This is a genomic window from Novosphingobium aquiterrae, from assembly GCF_042434435.1.
Taxonomy (GTDB): Bacteria; Pseudomonadota; Alphaproteobacteria; order Sphingomonadales; family Sphingomonadaceae; genus Novosphingobium; species Novosphingobium aquiterrae.
On sequence record NZ_JBHLTL010000006.1, the window covers coordinates 270143 to 287400 of the forward strand.

Consider the following 17258-nt stretch of genomic DNA (forward strand, 5'->3'; position numbering starts at 1 on the left):
ACGCTATTTGGCCGGCGGTGCCGCTGCTGCGGCATTGGCGGGAAGGCCGCCAAGCTGGGTGACCATCTTGGTATAGGCGTCGAGATAGGCCAACACGATGATCTGGCCGATCTCGGTGTTCTGGTAGCCGCCGCCGCCGGCCGCGCCGAAGGTGCCGCCGCCAAACAGGCCGCCACCGGCTCCGAAGCTCAGATCCGATTTGCGGTAATAGCCTTCGGTCAGGGCCATTTCCTCAGTCGTGCGGGCATTGACCGCCGACAGGGTGACGCTGGCCTCGCCCTTCTTGACGCTGATCCCGCCGAGGATCGCCCCGGCGCCGCGGCCGAACAGCCCGCCGCCGATCCCGCCGAGAATCCCGCCGATGGCATTGCCGCCCGAATTCTTGTTGGTGGTGACGATGTCGGGCTGGAGGAAATAGTCCGCCGCCTTGACCTGGCCCTTGCCCAGGTTCGATCCCGACTGCAGTTCGCCGTTGTCGGCCATGGCGCGTTCCATCGCCCGGCTCTGCATCGCCCGTCCGCGGTTGACCAGGCTGAAGCAGCCCGATTGCTGGACGAAGATCTTGATGATCGCCTCGGGGCTGCCCAGGCTCAGTTCGCGCCACCACTGGTTGTCGGGCTCGACGATCGCCACGGTCCCGAGGTTGCGGGTGCAGTGCGGGATCTCGCGAGTACCCTTGGTCTGGGCCTGGCGCCCCGACGATCCCTTGTCCCCGGCCATGGCCGGTGCGGCGGTGGTTGCCACGAGTGCCAGCGCGAGCGCGCCGGAAATAGACTTGCGCATTTCAAACTCCCTGTTCGAACTGCGGCCCCTTTGCGGGATACCGCTTCCCTGCGCGACCCGGGAATGCCTTGGTTTACTGCGTCACTGCTACACCCGCTTGGCGATTTGCGCCATCGCCGCAGGAATAATCACACCGGCTTGTTGTCGATCAGTCGGGTTCCGCCGATCCTGGCAGCGACAAACAGACGGGTCGGCACGGCGGCCAGGGGCGTTGCCGGGGCCAGGCTTTCCGCCTCGCGCAGCTCGGCGTAATCGACCGACGCAAAGCCGGCGGCGATCAGCCCGCCCACCAAACCTGCCAACACGACCGCCTGTTCCGCGCCGCTGCGCAAAGCTGCGATGGCCCGGTCCATTTCGCGCGGCAATGCGGCAGCCTGGGCGCGCTGCTCGGGAGAGAGATAGGCGTTGCGCGATGACAGGGCCAGGCCATCGACCTCGCGCACGGTCGCCACCCCGATGATCGCGTCTGCCGCCGGGGCGACAAGATCGAGATCGCGGGCCATGCGGCGGATCACCGCCAGCTGCTGCCAGTCCTTCTCGCCGAACAGCGCCGTGTCCGGCCGGACCTGGTTGAACAGCTTGGCGACGACTGTCGCGACCCCGTCGAAATGGCCCGGCCGCGCTGCGCCGCACAGCCCCTCGCTGACCCCGGCGACGCTGATTTCGGTACCATAGCCGGTGGGATACATCGCCTCGACCGAAGGGGCCCACAGCAGGCTCACGCCTTCTGCCGCCAGCAGGGCGCTGTCGCGTTCGAGCTGGCGGGGATAGCGCGACAGATCCTCGTTCACCCCGAACTGGCGCGGATTGACGAAGATCGACACGATCACGTGGCGCGCGCGGTCCCGGGCGGCGCGGACCAGGGCCAGGTGGCCCTCGTGCAGCGCGCCCATGGTTGGAACCAGGGCGAGGGTGCCGTCGCGGCGCAATGCCTCCAGGGCACTGCGCAGTGGATCAAGCGATGTCACCGTTTGCACGGCCAAATCCCCTCCTGTAGAAAGCGCGGGCGGCTTTCGTGCCGATCCCTATGCTGCATTGCGGTATGGGGCAACCCGTTTAATCGATCAGTTAAGGTATCCCGTGTCAGCGCAATCCGTCCCGCACCGCATCGTCTTCGCCAACGAAAAGGGCGGCACCGGCAAATCGACCACGGCAGTCCACGTCGCGATCGCGCTGGCCTACCAGGGCGCCAGCGTCGCCGCGATCGATCTCGATCCGCGCCAGCGCACCCTGCATCGCTATCTGGAAAACCGCGCCGAAACGGCACGCCGGCGCGAGATCGACCTGCCCACTGCGCGCTTCGACGTGTTCGGCGGCGAAACCACCGAGGATCTGGACGACCTGTCGGCGCGGGTCGGTGAAGGCGCGGACTTCATCATCTATGACACCCCGGGGCGCGACGATCCCTTTGCCCGCCATGTTGCGACCGGTGCCGACACGCTGATTACCCCGCTCAACGACAGTTTCGTCGACTTCGATCTGATCGGCCAGGTCGATGCCGAAACCTTCAAGGTCCGCAAACTGTCGTTCTATGCCGAACTGATCTGGGAAGCGCGCAAGAAGCGGGCGATGGCGACAATCGAGCAGAATCGCCGCGAGATGGACTGGGTGGTGGTGCGCAACCGCACCCAGCACGTCGAAGCGCGCAACATGCGCCGGCTCGACCAGGCCCTGACTGAACTGTCGAAGCGCGTCGGTTTTCGCATCGCCAGCGGCCTGTCCGAACGCGTGATCTATCGTGAGCTGTTTCCCTCCGGCCTGACCCTGCTCGACAAGGGGCACCTGGGCGAGCTGGGTACCAGTCACCTGGTCGCGCGGCAGGAATTGCGCGCGCTGGTTGCCTCGCTCCGCTTGCCCATGCCCGCCGCGCGCGAACCGCAGCTGGCCCTGACCGCCCAGGGCTGAGCCCGCCGGTGGGCAAACTGATTACACTGCTGCTGCTTGGTACGCTGGCGTGCCGGCTGCTGACCGGCCGCTGGCCGTGGCAGTTGTGGGCGCAGTCCGAACGCGCCCAGGACGAGGCGCAGGCGCGCGCCTTGCTGGGGGTCGGCCGCGATGCCGGGCGCGAGCAGGTCCTTGAGGCGCATCGCCGGCTGCTGATGACGGCGCACCCGGATCGCGGCGGCACCTCGGACCAGGTCCATGCCGCGGCGCGCGCTCGCGACCTGCTGCTCGCCCGGATCGAACGGAGCGGAGCTGCACGGTGAAATCGCACCGGTTCGACCCCGCGATCCTGCGCGAATATGATGTGCGGGGTGAAGTTGGGCGTCAGCTTGGCATTGCCGATGCCGAGGCTCTTGGCCGCGGTTTTGCCACGGTGCTGCGCGAAGCGGGCGGCAGCACGGTCGTGGTCGGCCGCGACGGCCGGGTCAGTTCGCCCGGACTTGAAGAAGCGTTGGTTGGCGGCCTGCGCGCGGGCGGTGTGGACGTCGTGCGGATCGGGCTGGGGCCAACCCCGATGCTCTACTTCGCCGAAGCCTCAATGGAACAGGTGCAGGGCGGCATTCAGGTAACTGGCAGCCACAATCCCGCCGATCACAATGGCTTCAAGATAGTATTTGGTGGCCGGCCGTTCTGCGGGGAAGACCTGCGCGAACTCGGCCGCCGGGCCGCCCTTGGAGACTGGTCTGCCGGACAGGGTGGCTGCGAGGAAGTCCAGATCCTCGGCACCTATGTCGAGCGGCTGCTCAGTGCGCTGCATGGCCTCGACCCGGATGCCCTCGCCAGCCTGCGGATCGGCTGGGACGCCGGCAACGGGGCCGCCGGCCCCGCGCTGGAGCGATTGATCGAAAATCTTCCCGGCGAACATCTCGCGCTCTACACCCATGTCGATGGGACGTTCCCGCACCATCATCCTGACCCCACGGTCGAGGCGAACCTTGCCGATCTGAAGGCGCTGGTCGCGGCCAAGTCGCTCGACTTCGGAGTGGCTTTCGACGGCGATGGCGACCGGATCGTGGTGGTCGATGCCAGGGGGCGGGTGCTGTGGGGCGACCAGCTGCTCATGATCCTGGCCGAAGACCTCCTGCTGCGCAGCCCCGGATCCACGGTAATCGCGGACGTGAAGGCCTCGCAGGTTCTATTCGACCGGGTGACAGCGCTGGGTGGACGTGCGGTTATGGGAAAAACCGGACACAGCCTGATCAAATCCGAAATGAAGCGAATTGGCGCGCCGCTGGGCGGGGAAATGACCGGCCACCTGATGTTTGCCGATGACTGGTACGGTTTTGACGATGCGCTGTACGCCGCGCTTCGGCTGATTGCCGCGACCCGGCGGCTCGGCAAGTCTGTCACCCAGCTGCGCGATGCCATGACCGAGCCTTTCAACACGCCGGAACTGCGTCTTCCCGTCGCCGATGCGCGCAAGTTTTCCGTGGTCGAAGAGGTCGCAGCGCGGCTTGCCCAAAGCGGTGCCAAGGTGATCACAATCGATGGGGTGCGGGTTTCGACGCCCGATGGCTGGTGGCTGCTGCGCGCCTCGAACACCCAGGACGCGGTGACCCTGCGTGCGGAAAGCGCGTCGGAAGCAGGGCTGGCACGGCTGCTGGCGCTGGCCGATGCGCAGTTGGCCCAGTCCGGTGTTTCGCGCGGCTAGAGCAGGAAGACCAACGGCACGGACGCTCCGACCGCTGCCGCAACCAGCGTCGCTGCCCCCGGCCCGACCTTGCGCCAGCCCGCCAGGCTTACCGCGGCACCGGCCTTGAACAGGGTATTGAGCACCACTGGCGGCAAAAGCACCAGTCCGGCGATTTTCGGGGCCAGCGTCGCTTCGGGCAGGTTGCCCAGGGTGATGATGGCCGAATCGACATCGACCACCCCCGATATCGCCAGGACAGTCGCCAGTCCGGCATCGCCAAAGCGCGCCAGCACCCAGCGGGCGACCACGGTCAGGACCATGGTCAGCACCATCAACAGCACGGCGGGCTTGAGATCGAACGGATTGCGCGGAACCGGAGCCGCATCGCCCGTGGCGGTGCTCCGCCCCCGCCGGAAGATCAGCGCGAAACCGGTCAGGCTGACCAGCATACCGGGCACTGCCAGCATGGCAAAGGTGGGTAACGCGCGTGGGGCGAGCGCTGCTGTCAGGATCATCACCCGCACGAACATTACCGCCGATGCCAGCGCGATCCCGGCATTGGCCACGGTCCGGTCCCCGCTATCATCGCGCAGCTTGCCGGCCAGGGCTGCGGTTATGGCGGTCGACGAGACCATTGATCCGGCCGCTGCCGTTGCCAGTACGCCGCGGGTCGCGCCCAGCCATTTGGCGCCGACATAGCCGGCAAAGGAGAAGCCCGAGACCAGGACCACCACCAGCCACAACTGGCGCGGACGCCAGGCGCCATAGGGTCCCATCGGGGTGTCGGGCAGCAAGGGCAGGATCACCAGCGCGATCAGGGCAAAGCGCGCAATTGCGGCAATTTCCTGTTCGTCGATATGGCGCAAGATGTGATGCAATTGGCGGCGCAAGGCGAGTAGCAGCACGGTCATGCCCGCGACAGCACTGGCCAGGGCGAAGGCGCCGAGCCCTGCCATATAGCCCGCCGCCAGGGTGATCAGCCCGGCAATGCTGGCCGTTCCGCTGATCGAGGGGCGCAGCTGGGTCGATCGCCAGTAGCCGAGCACGACCAGCGCGGCTGCGGCGAGCAGCAGCATGGCGGCCACCGGCGCGGCAATGGCTTGCAGCGCGCCGGCCATGCCCCCGGCCAGGCCAAGCAGCCCATAGGTGCGGATCCCGGCAAAGCGGCTGCCTGCCGGTTCGCTGCGCTGGACCCAGCCGCGCTGCACGCCGACCAGCAGGCCCAGTGCCAGGGCCAGGCCGACACCTTGCAACTGACCCCAGGAAAATGGCTCTCCAACGTTCATCGCTGCATTGATGGCACCGCTGAAGCCCGGCGCAAAGCACCAATCAGGTGCGTGCTGGCTCCGTCGCGGAGATCAGATAGCTGTCGCTGCCGCCGCCTTCGGTCAGCCGCTGCGCGATATCGTCGATATCGCCGTGGCAGATCACGTATTCACCTGAAGCGAAATGGATCGAGGTGCCGTAGAGTCCTTCGGCGATATAGGCGACCTGCTGGGGATTGATCAGCGCGGTCTGGCTTTCGCCCTGGGTTTCGAACTTGACGAGGTGCATGGCTGCGTCACTCCTGCCGGGACAATCCCGGGGCTGGTTGCAACCCGATGCGCGCGTTATTCGTTTCCGCGTGTATGACGTGTTTACCATGATCCGGGCCTTTCTGACCAGAGATGACAGCATCGGTACCCGCCGGTGACGAAGGCGAACCTCACTATCGAGCTTGCTCAATGGTTTGCGCAGCGCGGTTGGCGCGTGCGGCGGCATCAGACGGACATGCTGGATGTTGCTGCCAGTGGCCGGCACGCCCTGCTCGTCGCCGATACCGGCGCGGGCAAGACCCTGGCCGGGTTTCTGCCGACGCTGGCCGATTTCTGCCCGTCACGCCTGGCTGGTCAGCTGCCGCCAGAGGGGCTCCACACGCTTTACGTGTCGCCGCTCAAGGCGCTGGCCCATGACGTTCAGCGCAACCTGCTGACCCCGGTGGAAGAACTGGGCCTGCCGATCCGGATCGAGACGCGCAGCGGCGATACGCCATCGGACCGCAAGGCGCGGCAGCGCGCGCGTCCGCCGCACATCCTGCTGACTACGCCCGAATCGCTCGCGCTGCTGTTGTCCTATCCCGAAGCAGAGACGCTGTTCGGCACGCTCAAGCGGATCGTGATCGACGAAGTCCACGCCTTTGCCACCGGCAAGCGGGGGGACCTGCTGGCACTGTCGCTGACCCGGCTGCAGGCGCTGGCGCCAACCCTGCAGCGTGTTGCCTTGTCGGCAACGGTGGCCGATCCGGATGACTTCCGGGCATGGCTGGCACCGTGGGGCGATCTCGACACGGTTGCCCTGGTCGAGGGAGAAAGCGGCGCACCGCCCGACCTGGCGGTGCTGCTGCCCGAAGATGCCCGGGTGCCGTGGGGCGGCCACGCTGCGACCTGGGCAGTACCACAGCTCTATGACGCGATCCGCGCCAACCGCACCACGCTGGTGTTCTGCAACACGCGCTTCCTGGCCGAGCTGATTTTCCAGCAGCTGTGGGACGTCAATGCCGATCACCTGCCGATCGGGATTCATCACGGCTCGCTGTCGAAAGAGGCGCGGCGCAAGGTCGAAGGCGCGATGGCGCGGGGCGAGTTGCGCGCACTCGTTGCGACTGCCAGCCTCGACCTGGGGGTCGACTGGGGTGACATCGATCTGGTCGTGCAGATGGGCGCGCCCAAGGGATCGTCGCGCCTTTTGCAACGCATCGGGCGGGCCAATCACCGGCTCGACCAGTCCAGTCGCGCCTTGCTGGTGCCCGGAAATCGCTTCGAATACCTCGAGGCTTTGGCGGCGCTCCAGGCCGTCGAAGAGGGCCAGCGCGATGGGGAGGATTTCCGTCCCGGCGGGCTCGATGTGCTGGCCCAGCACGTCATGGGCCGAGCCTGCGCTGGACCTTTCGACGGTGACGCCTTGCTGCACGAGGTGCAATCGGCGCTCCCCTATGCCGGGGTCGATGCGGCGACGTGGGACCGGGTGCTGCACTTCGTCGCCACTGGCGGCTATGCGCTCAAGGCCTATGACCGGTTCCAGCGCATCGTGCGCGATCGTGATGGCCAAGGCGGGCATGGACTCTGGCGGTTGACCCATCCCGAACACGCCGCGCGCTACCGGCTCAATGCCGGGATCATCGTCGACAGCGAGATGATCGATGTGCGTTTCCGCAACGGACGCTCGCTCGGCCGGGTCGAAGAGGGTTTTGCCGCCAGCCTCGCCCCCGGCGCGACGTTTCGCTTTGCCGGGCTCGATCTGGAGGTCGAGGCGCTGCGCGAGACCGAAATGCTGGTGCGGGCGGCGAAGAAGACCGGCCAGATCCCCAGCTACATGGGCCAGCGTTTGCCGCTGACCACGCATCTGTCGCAGCGGGTCCAGGGGTTGCTCGCCGACCGTGCGGGGTGGGCGCGATTCCCCGATGACGTGCGCGAATGGCTGGAAGTCCAGGACTGGCGGTCACAGCTGCCCGCACCTGGCACGCTGCTGGTCGAAAGCTTCCCGCACGACAAGCGCCACTATGCGGTGATCTATACCTTCGAAGGGTGGCCGGCGAACCAGTCGCTGGGGATGCTGGTGACGCGGCGGATGGAGGAGCAGGGACTGGGGCCGCTTGGCTTTGTCGCGAATGACTATGCACTAGCCGTGTGGGGCCTGCGTCCGGTGACCGATCCGGCGCGGCTGCTTTCGCCCGAAATTCTGCAGGACGAATTCATTCAGTGGGTCGAGGGAAGCTATCTGCTGCGCCGGGCATTCAAGGAAGTGGCCGTGATCGCCGGGCTGGTCGAACGACAGCAACCGGGCAAGCGCAAGACCGGCAAGCAGGTCACCTTCTCGACTGACCTGATTTACGACGTGTTGCGCAAGTACGAACCCGATCACGTGCTGCTGCGCGCGGCCTGGGCCGATGCCCGGGCGCGGATGACCGACATCGACCGGCTGGCGGGCGTGTTGGAACGGGCCCAGTCCGCCCTGGTCCACGTGACGCTTGATCGGGTCAGCCCGCTGGCCGTTCCGGTTCTGGTCATGATCGGACGCGAATCCCTGCCGCAAGGCGCAGCCGACGACGAACTGCTGCTGGAAGCGGAAGGACTCGCCGGGGCCGCGATGCGGATCGACACGCCCGAATTTCCCGGCGAAGCGGATTAGGCTGCAAAGAAAAGGGGGCGGATTGCTCCGCCCCCTCGTCATGTCTGGAATGATTTGCCAGCTCAGTTCGGCTTGGCAGTGCCCGGTGCTCTGGTGAATTCCGAGTACTGTTCGTTGCCGACGAAACCGAATGCCGTCACGCCCGAACCCTTGATGATGTTCAGCACCTTGGCTGTAGTATCATATGGTGCCTGCGGATCCGGCTGGAACTGCAGTTCGGGTTCCGGCTTGATCGCCAGGGTCGATTGCAGCGCGCCGAGCAACTGGCCTTCGTTCATCGGGGTCGCATTCCACAGGATCGAGCTGTCGGGCATCACGACAACCTTGTTCTTGTCGCGCTTGATGATCGTGTCCGGCGGCGGAGCCGACGGGTTGGGCAGGTCGATATTGACCGCGTGGGTGGCCACCGGGATGGTGATGATGAACATGATGAGCAGAACGAGCATGACGTCGATAAGCGGCGTCGTGTTCATTTCCATCATCGGCGAGCCATCATCCTTGCCGCCTGACATTGCCATGGTGGGTTACTCCTGAATCTAGGGGCCGAGCGGCGTTAGCCGTTCGGATCGACCGGGGTCGAGATGAAGCCAACAGTCGGGTAGCCCGAAATCTGCACGTTGTAGACTGCGCCAGCGACGCAGCGCCACGGCGCGGACTGATCGCCGCGGATGTGGACCTGGGGCACCATTTCGGGGTTGTCTCGCAGCGCTTCCGGCCCGCCTGCACGCTTGACGATGTTGTCAAGGCGCTTGAACGCCATATCGCGCAGTTCGTTCGAATCGACCGGCGTAATGTTGTTGAAATAGATCCGGCATTCACCGCCCAGCGACGCACCCTCGAAACCCGGATCGCCGGCCGAGCGTCCGGCCGAATCGGTCGTGCTGACCGTAAGCAGCAAGTTTTCGACCTTGTCCTTCGATTCCTGCGACACCATGATCGGGATCTTCAGCTTCTGGATCGTCTGGATAGCGATCGGAACCGCAATCAGGAAGATGATCAGAAGCACCAACATCACGTCCACCAAGGGCGTGGTGTTGATATCCGACATCGGCTTTTCATCGCCGCCGGCGTCGCCAACTGCCATAGCCATGTGTTACATCCTATTCTAGCGTTACCGGACCGGGATCATGCCGAAAGGCTGGTATCGATCCCGGCGGAAGCCGCGGACCGCGGCGGGACAGGTCCCGCCGCAGTCCGGGCATTATGCTTACGCCTTGGCGGCAGGGGCCGGCGCAGCAGCCGGCTTGGCGGCAGGAGCCGCAACAACCGACGGACGCACAGCGCCGCGCGAGTTGATGTAGGCCAGCACGTCGGTCGAGAAGCCCGAAAGCAGCTCGGAGATGCGCTTGTTGCGGGCCTGCAGGTAGTTGTAGGCAAGCACGGCCGGAACGGCGACGAGCAGACCAACCGCGGTCATGATCAGCGCTTCACCGACCGGGCCGGCGACCTTGTCGATCGAGGCCGAGCCGGCGATGCCGATGGCGATCAGCGCGCGATAGATGCCGACCACGGTACCGAACAGACCGATGAACGGCGAGGTCGCGCCGACGGTGGCGAGGAACGGCAGGCCGGTGGCGAGACGGGCGTTGACCGAAGCTTCCGAACGGGCCAGCGATCCGTGCAGCCAGTCATGCGCTTCCATCGAATCGGTCATCTTCGCGTGCTGTTCTTCAGCGGCGAGGCCGTCGTCGACGATCTGGCGCCAGGCGCTGTTCTTTTCCAGCTTGGCGGCGCCTTCCTTCAGCGACGGCGCGCGCCAGAAGTTGCTGCGCAGGTCGTTGTACTGGTTCAGGATGCGCTTCTGGTCGGCCCACTTGGTGAACAGGATGAAAAACGAACCGAACGACATGATCGCCAGAATGGCGGCAACCGCCAGGGCGATCCAGTTCGGCTTGCCATCCGGGAACATCATTTCCTGAATGCCGAACTTGTTCTGCGGGGCCGCGTTGGCTGCAGCGGCGAGAAGTTCAAAAACCATGCGATAGTCCTCTCAAGAGAAATAACTTAAAATCAAAACCAGGATTTTGCCACGTGACCCGGCGGGGACGCCGCGGCAGCGGAAAAATCAGTCCTTCGGAATCTGCCAGCGCACCGAGCTGGACCAGGCACCCGCCACCGGATTGCCTTCCCCGTCCATGGCCGGATTGAAGCGGCCGCGGCGGGTGATCAGCGAGCAGGTGGTCGAATCGAGTTCGCCCGATCCGCTTGACCCGGTGACGTCGCACGAGGTCACGCGGCCATCGGCGCCGACAGTGACGCGGAACCGGGTCACGCCTTCTTCCTCGCGGCGCAGCGGCCCCGAGGGATAGTCGTTGGCATTGGCCCACGAACCCGGATTGCCCTTGGGCTGTGCGCTCTTGGGCTGGAACCTGGGCGGCGGCGGCGGAGCCGGCACCGGCGCGGGCGGGGCGATGATCGGCACGACCGGCGCAACGGGCGGCGGCGTCGTCACCGTAGTGATCGGCGGCGGCGCGACGTTGACGTTGATCTTCACCGGCGGAGCCACGATCGGCGGCGCAGCAGCCTGCTTGGGCGGCGGCGGCGGCTCCTTCTTGGGCTCTTCCTTTTTGATGTCGACGGTCGTTACCTTCTTGAGGATGTTCCTCACACCCTCATAAGCCAGCCCGGTAATCAGCGCATAGCCGACCACCAGGTGGAGCAGGGCAACGACGACAAAGGCAGCAATGCGATTGCCACTCACTTCTCGGTCAGCGTAGGCCATTCAGACGGATCACTCCTAACAGTCCCACCGGGCCAAAACCCGGATCCGACGTCCGAAGCCGCAAAACGGATCCGGACGCCCAAATTTGTTTACATCCACCCTGTCGGTCAATCCGGAAATCCAGCTCGCTCCCGATGTGCTGACTGCCCGGATCGCGGACCTTTGTTGTATTTTGGCCCGGCTTTTCCCGTGCTTTAACCGCGCGGCGACAGGTGCGCAACGCTTTATCCATTAACGGACAATTCACCTGTGTTAAGATCAAAAACCCATAGTTTGCGCATGATTCCGTCAATTTTGATGATTTTTCCCGATTGCCCGATGGGGCAGGAGTACCCATGACCCGTACCGCCGCATTCCTATTTCCTGTCGCGATTGCTGCCCTTGCCCCGCTTGGCAGCGCCCCCGCATTGGCCGATTCGCAGAACGCTGCGGCGACTCGCGCGGCGCCGTCCTCGCCAACCTATGCCGATCTTGTCGACCTGGCCGATGGCGCCCCGATGGTGGTGCGCGCGCAAGTGCGCAGGGCCGTGCCGGTCGAGCCAGCGCGCGCCAAGGGCGTCCGGGCAGGCTGGATCCGCACCTATATTGAAGCGCGGACCGAGGCACTGATCGGGGGCACGCGCCCGTTGGGTGAAAAGCTGGTCTACCTTGTCGACGTGAAGGCCGATGCGAAGGGACGCCCGCCGAAGTTGGGCAAGCAGTCGGTGATCCTGTTCGCACGGTCCGTGGTTGGCCGGCCGAGCGAGCTGCAACTGGTTGCCCCCGACGCGCAACTGCCCTGGAGCGCACCGCTGGAATCGCGGGTCAAGAGCGTGCTCGAGGAGCTGTTCGCGGTCGGCGCACCCCAGCGCATCACCGGTGTGCGCGAGGCGCTGCATGTTGGCGGCGCCCTTGCCGGAGAAGGCGAGAGCCAGGTCTTCCTGAGCAGCGCCAATGGCGAGCCGGCGGCGCTCACCGTTTCGCGCGTGCCGGGGCAGGCGCCGCAGTTCGGTGCATCCTTTTCCGAGCTGGTCGGCGCCGCACAGGGCCTGCCCCCGCGCGATAGCCTGGCCTGGTACCGCCTGGCCTGCTTCCTCCCGCAGACGCTTCCGGCCCGAGCCAATATCGCAGAATCGGTCGCGGATCGCGCTGCCGCGGCGCTGGATTATGCCGCCATCGTCGAGCAGTTGGGGCCCTGCGCGCGCAGCCGCGGCTAGCCCAGGCACAGCGTAAGGATATTTCGCGAAGTCGGCAGAGAAGCCGCCGATTCTTGCTTGCCGCGGCAAGCCGGGCTGCCTAAGGCGCGCGGCAAAAGGGGATCATATGGCAGACACTCCCGCACCTTTGCGGATCGCGCTGGCCGGGCTCGGCACCGTCGGGGCCGGGGTCATCCGGCTGATCGAAGCGAACGCGGCGCTGATCGCGCGCCGCGCCGGTCGGCCGCTGCAAGTCACAGTGGTTGGCGCGCGTGACCGGACAAAGGACCGGGGCGTCGATCTGTCGCGCTATGCCTGGGAAGACGACATGGTCATCATGGGCGAACGCGCCGATGTCGACGTGGTCGTCGAGATGGTCGGCGGATCGGACGGGTCGGCGCTGGCCTGCGCGCGGACCACGATCGAGGCGGGCAAGGCGCTGGTCACCGCCAACAAGGCGATGATTGCGCACCACGGCCTGGAACTGGCTGCCAAGGCCGAGGAGGCCAAGGTCGCAATGAAGTTCGAGGCGGCAGTGGCCGGCGGGATACCGGTGATCAAGGGCCTGCGCGAAGGCGCCGCCGCCAACGAGATCGAGCGGGTCTATGGCATCCTCAACGGGACCTGCAATTACATCCTTTCGACCATGGAAGACACCGGGCGGGATTTTGCCGACGTCCTCGCCGAAGCGCAGTCCAAGGGCTATGCCGAGGCTGATCCGGCCTTTGATGTCGAGGGCATTGATGCGGCGCACAAGCTGTCGATCCTGGCGGCGATTGCCTTTGGCGCACGGCTCGATTTTGCGGCGGTCGACGCCGCCGGGATCACCCGGCTGCGTGCCGCCGATATCGCCCAGGCCGATGCGCTTGGCTATGTCATCCGCCTGATCGGCATGGCGGAAACCATGGAATCGCCGGCCGGCAAGGTCCTGTTCCAGCGGGTCCAGCCGCACCTGGTGGCTTTCGATCATCCCTTGGCGCACGTCGATGGCGCGACCAACGCCGTCGTGGCCGAAGGTAATTTCTCGGGCCGCCTGCTGTTCCAGGGTGCCGGTGCTGGCGATGGGCCGACGGCCAGTGCCGTGGTTGCCGATCTGATCGATATCGCCCGTGGTGAGATCGGCGCACCGTTCTCGGTTCCGGTTGGCGAGCTTGAAGCCATGTCAGCCGCCGATGCGGGCAGCCGCACGGGCCGCGCCTATGTCCGCCTGATGGCTGCCGACCGTCCGGGTGTGCTGGCAGAGATCACCGCCGCGTTCCGTGATGCCGGCGTGTCGATCGAAAGCCTGATCCAGAAGGGGCGGTCCGACGACCAGCCCGTCATGGTCGCGCTGGTTACCCATGAAGGGCCGGAGAGCGCGGTAGCCGAGGCTGTGCGCCTGCTCAGCGGCTCTGACAGCCTGGCCGAGCCGCCACTGGTACTTCACATCCTGGCTGACTAGCGCGCCGCCTTTTCACCCTTGGCGACAAGATCCGCATCGGACCCTTCCGGTGCTTCCGGGATCGCCTTGAGATCGATGTAATAGACGGGCGGCGGAACATAGCCGCCGATTATGCAGTTGGGCTGACCCTTGCACGATCCGCGGTCCAGTTGCGGCGCTGACGGCATGCCGGTGCGCAAGGCAGCGCGCGATGTGGGATCACTGTCGGCCGATGAGGGCACGCGATAACGCGCGCCATCCTCACGAGCGCAGACAACGATCTCGTCGCCTGTCACAGGTGCACAGCTTTTCTTGGGTGGAACAGCAGACAGCACGCGCTGCGCATTGGCCAGAACTTCGGCGACGCGTGCATCGGTACCGGCTTGCGATTGCGCGTGGGCAGGCCATGCCAGCACAAGCGCAGCAATCACAGACGTGGCTCGAACTGACACGCGATTCCCCGCCTGACCCTGCGTCAGGATCAAGCCCAACGGCAATTAACTCTCTGTGAACGCCAGACCTCGACATTGTCCGGCGGGCTGGCTAAGCGGCGCGCTACATAGGTATGCATTCCGTTCAGAATGCCGACGCGCAAGGATCAGACATTCATGACGACGCCCGCTTCAAAGGTCCTCGACCGCGTTCTTGTGCTGGAAATGGTCCGCGTTACCGAAGCGGCTGCGATCGGTGCTTCGAAGCTGATCGGTCGCGGCGACGAAAAGGCCGCCGATGCAGCGGCGGTCGAATGCATGCGCGCCGCGCTCAACGAATTGGCGATGGACGGGACCGTGGTGATCGGCGAGGGTGAGCGGGACGAGGCGCCAATGCTCTACATCGGCGAAAAGGTCGGCAGCGCGATCGGCACCGGCCCGAAGATCGACATCGCGCTCGATCCGCTGGAAGGCACGACGATCACCGCCAAGGCCGGGCCGAACGCGCTGGCCGTGCTGGCCGTGGCCGAAGAAGGCAACCTGCTCAACGCGCCCGACGTCTACATGGACAAGCTGGCGGTCGGTCCGGGCTATCCCGAAGGCATTATCGATCTTGCCAAAAGCCCGACCGAGAACGTCAAGGCCGTCGCCGCGGCCAAGGGCGTTGCGCCCGACGAAATCATCGTCTGCGTGCTTGACCGGCCGCGCCACGCCGATCTGATCGCCGAACTGCGCGGCCTGGGCTGCGGCGTCGTGCTGATCGGGGACGGGGATGTCGCCGGAGTGATCGCGGTGACCAATCCCGAAACCACCATCGATCTCTACATGGGCCAGGGCGGCGCACCCGAAGGTGTCCTGGCGGCAGCGGCGCTGCGCTGTGTCGGCGGGCAGTTCAATGGCCGCCTGGTCTTCCGCAACGAGGACGAGCGCGCCCGTGCCCGCAAGTGGGGCATTGCCGATCTCAACCGAATCTACACCCGTGATGAACTGGCCAAGGGCGATTGCATCTTTGCCGCGACCGGCGTGACCGATGGCTCGCTGCTCAAGGGGGTCAAGCGTTTGCGCGGCGGCTTGCTCACCACCCATTCCGTGGTGATGCGGGCCAGCACGGGGACAGTACGCTGGGTCAGCGGCGAACACCGCAACAAGGGCTGATACCCACCTTTCCGGACCGCGACGGCTTGCATTCGCGCGCGCCTTTGGCCAAGGCCCGCGCAGGCTGAATCGCGCGGGGAAGGGCGACGACATGAAGATCTTGGCCGGCAACTCCAACCTGCCGCTGGCGCGCGCGATCGCGGGCTATCTCGAACTGCCACTGACCCATGCCGACGTCCGGCGATTTGCCGACGACGAGGTCTTTGTTGAAATCCACGAGAACGTCCGCGGCGAGGACGTTTTCGTGGTCCAGTCGACCAGCGCACCGGCCAATGACAACCTGATGGAACTGCTGATCTGCATCGATGCGCTGCGCCGCGCCTCGGCCAAGCGGATCACGGCGGTTCTGCCCTATTTCGGCTATGCTCGGCAGGACCGCAAGCCAGGCCCGCGCACGCCGATTTCGGCCAAGCTGGTGGCCAACCTGATCACAACTGCCGGCGCCGACCGCGTGCTGGCGGTCGATCTCCACGCCGGGCAGATCCAGGGCTTTTTCGACATCCCGACCGACAATCTCTATGGTGCCCCGGTCATGGCGGCCGACATCCTGACCCGCTCGGGCGAGCAAAACCTGATGGTCGTCTCGCCCGACGTCGGCGGCGTGGTCCGCGCCCGCGCGCTCGCCCGTCGGCTCAATAACGCCCCGCTGGCGATCGTCGACAAGCGCCGCGACAAGCCCGGTTCGTCCGAAGTGATGAACATCATCGGCGACGTAACAGGACGCCATTGCATCCTGATCGACGACATCATCGATTCGGGCGGCACGCTTTGCAACGCGGCCCAGGCCTTGATGGATGACGGCGCCGCCAGCGTGACCGCATACCTGACCCACGGCGTCCTCTCGGGCAGCGCGGTGGAACGCGTGACCAATTCGGCATTGAAGGAATTGGTAATTACCGACACGATCCAGCCGACCGAGGCCGCTCTGGCTTCGGCCAAGATCCGCGTTCTCACCATCGCCCCGCTGATCGGCGAAGCGATCCACCGCATTGCCGAAGAAAGCTCGGTCTCGAGCCTGTTCGACTGATGGCGCTCGACGCGGAACTCGCACTAGCCAACCGGCTCGCCGATGCTGCGCGCCATGTCATCCTGCCCTTCTTCCGCACCGGACTCGGCAGCGAACGTAAGGCCGACCGTTCCCCGGTAACCGAGGCCGATCGCGCCGCGGAAGAGGCAATGCGGCGGCTGATCAAGGCCGAGTTTCCGCGCGATGCGATCCACGGTGAAGAGTTCGGTGCGGAGGCTGGCAATTCCGGGCGGACCTGGGTGCTCGATCCCATCGACGGGACCACCGCCTTCCTGGCCGGCCGGCCAATCTTCGGCACGCTTATCGCGCTGGTCCAGGAAGGATGGCCGGTACTGGGCGTGATCGACCAGGCCGTGCTTGGCGAACGCTGGATCGGTGCGACCGGGCAGGCGACCACCCTAAACGGCAGCGCGGTGCGGACGCGGGCTTGCCGCTCGCTTGCCGATGCGGCCATTGCCACCACCGGGCCGCACTATTTCGATGACCACGACGGCGCCCATTTCATGGGCCTGGCCGCCAAGACCGATCACAAGCGGATGGTGATGGGCGGCGACTGCTACAACTATGCCATGCTGGCGATGGGCCAGCTCGACGTGGTCTGCGAGGCCAATCTCAAGCTGCACGACTATGCCGCGCTGGTCCCGGTGGTCGAAGGCGCCGGCGGGACCATGGCCGACTGGAACGGCGAACCGCTCCACGCCGCCAGCGACGGCCGCGTCCTGGCCCTGGGCGATCCGGCGCGGCTGGAGGACGTGGTCGAAGCCCTGGCCTGCAACCACTGATTGAAAAGAACGCAAGCCA

The 17258-nt window shown here is 65.7% G+C and carries 18 protein-coding genes; 9 read left to right on the top strand and 9 right to left on the bottom strand.

What is annotated here, in order from left to right; translation table 11 throughout:
- Positions 1-3: 3 nt before the first annotated feature.
- Together ACFFF7_RS11055 and panC are read right to left on the bottom strand one after the other, a co-directional pair.
- Positions 4-783 carry a CsgG/HfaB family protein gene (locus tag ACFFF7_RS11055; RefSeq protein WP_379481410.1) on the bottom strand — a complete coding sequence of 260 codons (780 nt, stop codon included), beginning with the start codon at positions 781-783 and terminating at the stop codon, positions 4-6.
- Between the two features lie 128 nt (positions 784-911).
- A complete protein-coding gene (gene panC, locus ACFFF7_RS11060; protein ID WP_379481851.1) occupies positions 912-1760 on the bottom strand; it encodes a pantoate--beta-alanine ligase in 849 nt (282 codons plus the stop codon).
- Between the two features lie 103 nt (positions 1761-1863).
- On the opposite strand from panC, the gene ACFFF7_RS11065 reads away from it, so the two are divergent.
- Genes ACFFF7_RS11065 through pgmG form a run of 3 tightly spaced genes read left to right on the top strand, consistent with a single transcriptional unit; the run spans position 1864 to position 4378 of the window.
- Positions 1864-2688, top strand: coding sequence for a division plane positioning ATPase MipZ (locus ACFFF7_RS11065; protein WP_379481411.1), 825 nt, complete (start codon positions 1864-1866; stop codon positions 2686-2688).
- A gap of 8 nt (positions 2689-2696) precedes the next feature.
- A complete protein-coding gene (locus tag ACFFF7_RS11070; protein ID WP_379481412.1) occupies positions 2697-2990 on the top strand; it encodes a molecular chaperone DnaJ in 294 nt (97 codons plus the stop codon).
- On the top strand, positions 2987-4378 hold the full coding sequence (gene pgmG / locus ACFFF7_RS11075) for a phosphoglucomutase/phosphomannomutase PgmG (protein ID WP_379481413.1): 1392 nt from the start codon (positions 2987-2989) through the stop codon (positions 4376-4378). Before ACFFF7_RS11070 ends, pgmG begins: the two co-directional genes overlap by 4 nt.
- On the opposite strand, the gene ACFFF7_RS11080 is transcribed toward pgmG, so the two are convergent.
- A complete protein-coding gene (locus tag ACFFF7_RS11080; protein WP_379481414.1) occupies positions 4375-5646 on the bottom strand; it encodes an MgtC/SapB family protein in 1272 nt (423 codons plus the stop codon). The two genes, pgmG and ACFFF7_RS11080, sit on opposite strands and share 4 nt — an antisense overlap.
- A gap of 43 nt (positions 5647-5689) precedes the next feature.
- Positions 5690-5914, bottom strand: a complete 225-nt coding sequence (locus tag ACFFF7_RS11085) for a hypothetical protein (RefSeq protein ID WP_379481415.1) — start codon at positions 5912-5914, stop codon at positions 5690-5692.
- A gap of 156 nt (positions 5915-6070) precedes the next feature.
- Between ACFFF7_RS11085 and ACFFF7_RS11090 the strand changes: the two genes are divergently transcribed.
- Positions 6071-8527, top strand: coding sequence for a ligase-associated DNA damage response DEXH box helicase (locus tag ACFFF7_RS11090; protein WP_379481852.1), 2457 nt, complete (start codon positions 6071-6073; stop codon positions 8525-8527).
- Between the two features lie 62 nt (positions 8528-8589).
- Here the strand turns inward: ACFFF7_RS11090 and ACFFF7_RS11095 are convergent, their stop codons facing one another.
- The 4 genes from ACFFF7_RS11095 to ACFFF7_RS11110 form a co-directional block, all read right to left on the bottom strand.
- Positions 8590-9045: an ExbD/TolR family protein gene (locus ACFFF7_RS11095; RefSeq protein WP_379481416.1), complete on the bottom strand. Its 456-nt coding sequence runs from the start codon at positions 9043-9045 to the stop codon at positions 8590-8592.
- Between the two features lie 35 nt (positions 9046-9080).
- On the bottom strand, positions 9081-9617 hold the full coding sequence (locus ACFFF7_RS11100; RefSeq protein WP_379481417.1) for an ExbD/TolR family protein: 537 nt from the start codon (positions 9615-9617) through the stop codon (positions 9081-9083).
- 117 nt (positions 9618-9734) lie between these two features.
- Entirely contained in the window at positions 9735-10505 is a 771-nt protein-coding gene (locus ACFFF7_RS11105) for a MotA/TolQ/ExbB proton channel family protein (protein WP_379481418.1), read from the bottom strand.
- An 87-nt stretch (positions 10506-10592) separates the two neighbouring features.
- Positions 10593-11249: an energy transducer TonB gene (locus ACFFF7_RS11110; RefSeq protein WP_379481419.1), complete on the bottom strand. Its 657-nt coding sequence runs from the start codon at positions 11247-11249 to the stop codon at positions 10593-10595.
- Positions 11250-11584: 335 nt separating this feature from the next.
- On the opposite strand from ACFFF7_RS11110, the gene ACFFF7_RS11115 reads away from it, so the two are divergent.
- Together ACFFF7_RS11115 and ACFFF7_RS11120 are read left to right on the top strand one after the other, a co-directional pair.
- Entirely contained in the window at positions 11585-12445 is an 861-nt protein-coding gene (locus ACFFF7_RS11115) for a hypothetical protein (protein ID WP_379481420.1), read from the top strand.
- 106 nt (positions 12446-12551) lie between these two features.
- Entirely contained in the window at positions 12552-13865 is a 1314-nt protein-coding gene (locus ACFFF7_RS11120) for a homoserine dehydrogenase (protein WP_379481421.1), read from the top strand.
- Here ACFFF7_RS11120 and ACFFF7_RS11125 read toward each other — a convergent pair.
- A complete protein-coding gene (locus tag ACFFF7_RS11125) occupies positions 13862-14296 on the bottom strand; it encodes a hypothetical protein (protein WP_379481422.1) in 435 nt (144 codons plus the stop codon). The genes ACFFF7_RS11120 and ACFFF7_RS11125 overlap by 4 nt on opposite strands.
- Before the next feature lie 156 nt (positions 14297-14452).
- Here ACFFF7_RS11125 and glpX point away from each other — a divergent pair, with 156 nt between their 5' ends.
- From glpX to hisN, 3 genes are all read left to right on the top strand, one after another.
- The gene (gene glpX / locus ACFFF7_RS11130; protein ID WP_379481423.1) at positions 14453-15430 is read left to right on the top strand and encodes a class II fructose-bisphosphatase; all 978 of its coding nucleotides are present in this window, start codon (positions 14453-14455) and stop codon (positions 15428-15430) included.
- Positions 15431-15521: 91 nt separating this feature from the next.
- Positions 15522-16457, top strand: a complete 936-nt coding sequence (locus tag ACFFF7_RS11135; RefSeq protein ID WP_379481424.1) for a ribose-phosphate pyrophosphokinase — start codon at positions 15522-15524, stop codon at positions 16455-16457.
- Positions 16457-17239: a histidinol-phosphatase gene (gene hisN, locus ACFFF7_RS11140; protein WP_379481425.1), complete on the top strand. Its 783-nt coding sequence runs from the start codon at positions 16457-16459 to the stop codon at positions 17237-17239. Before ACFFF7_RS11135 ends, hisN begins: the two co-directional genes overlap by 1 nt.
- The last annotated feature ends 19 nt before the right edge of the window (positions 17240-17258 follow it).

Bases quoted from the DNA above. Each gene is read 5' to 3' on its own strand.
- glpX (WP_379481423.1), top strand. From the start codon at position 14,453: ATGACGACGCCCGCTTCAAAGGTCCTCGACCGCGTTCTTGTGCTGGAA.
- ACFFF7_RS11120 (WP_379481421.1), top strand. From the start codon at position 12,552: ATGGCAGACACTCCCGCACCTTTGCGGATCGCGCTGGCCGGGCTCGGC.
- ACFFF7_RS11055 (WP_379481410.1), bottom strand. From the start codon at position 783: ATGCGCAAGTCTATTTCCGGCGCGCTCGCGCTGGCACTCGTGGCAACC.
- ACFFF7_RS11100 (WP_379481417.1), bottom strand. From the start codon at position 9,617: ATGGCTATGGCAGTTGGCGACGCCGGCGGCGATGAAAAGCCGATGTCG.
- hisN (WP_379481425.1), top strand. From the start codon at position 16,457: ATGGCGCTCGACGCGGAACTCGCACTAGCCAACCGGCTCGCCGATGCT.
- ACFFF7_RS11095 (WP_379481416.1), bottom strand. From the start codon at position 9,045: ATGGCAATGTCAGGCGGCAAGGATGATGGCTCGCCGATGATGGAAATG.
- ACFFF7_RS11085 (WP_379481415.1), bottom strand. From the start codon at position 5,914: ATGCACCTCGTCAAGTTCGAAACCCAGGGCGAAAGCCAGACCGCGCTG.
- ACFFF7_RS11115 (WP_379481420.1), top strand. From the start codon at position 11,585: ATGACCCGTACCGCCGCATTCCTATTTCCTGTCGCGATTGCTGCCCTT.
- ACFFF7_RS11080 (WP_379481414.1), bottom strand. From the start codon at position 5,646: ATGAACGTTGGAGAGCCATTTTCCTGGGGTCAGTTGCAAGGTGTCGGC.
- ACFFF7_RS11105 (WP_379481418.1), bottom strand. From the start codon at position 10,505: ATGGTTTTTGAACTTCTCGCCGCTGCAGCCAACGCGGCCCCGCAGAAC.
- ACFFF7_RS11135 (WP_379481424.1), top strand. From the start codon at position 15,522: ATGAAGATCTTGGCCGGCAACTCCAACCTGCCGCTGGCGCGCGCGATC.
- ACFFF7_RS11110 (WP_379481419.1), bottom strand. From the start codon at position 11,249: ATGGCCTACGCTGACCGAGAAGTGAGTGGCAATCGCATTGCTGCCTTT.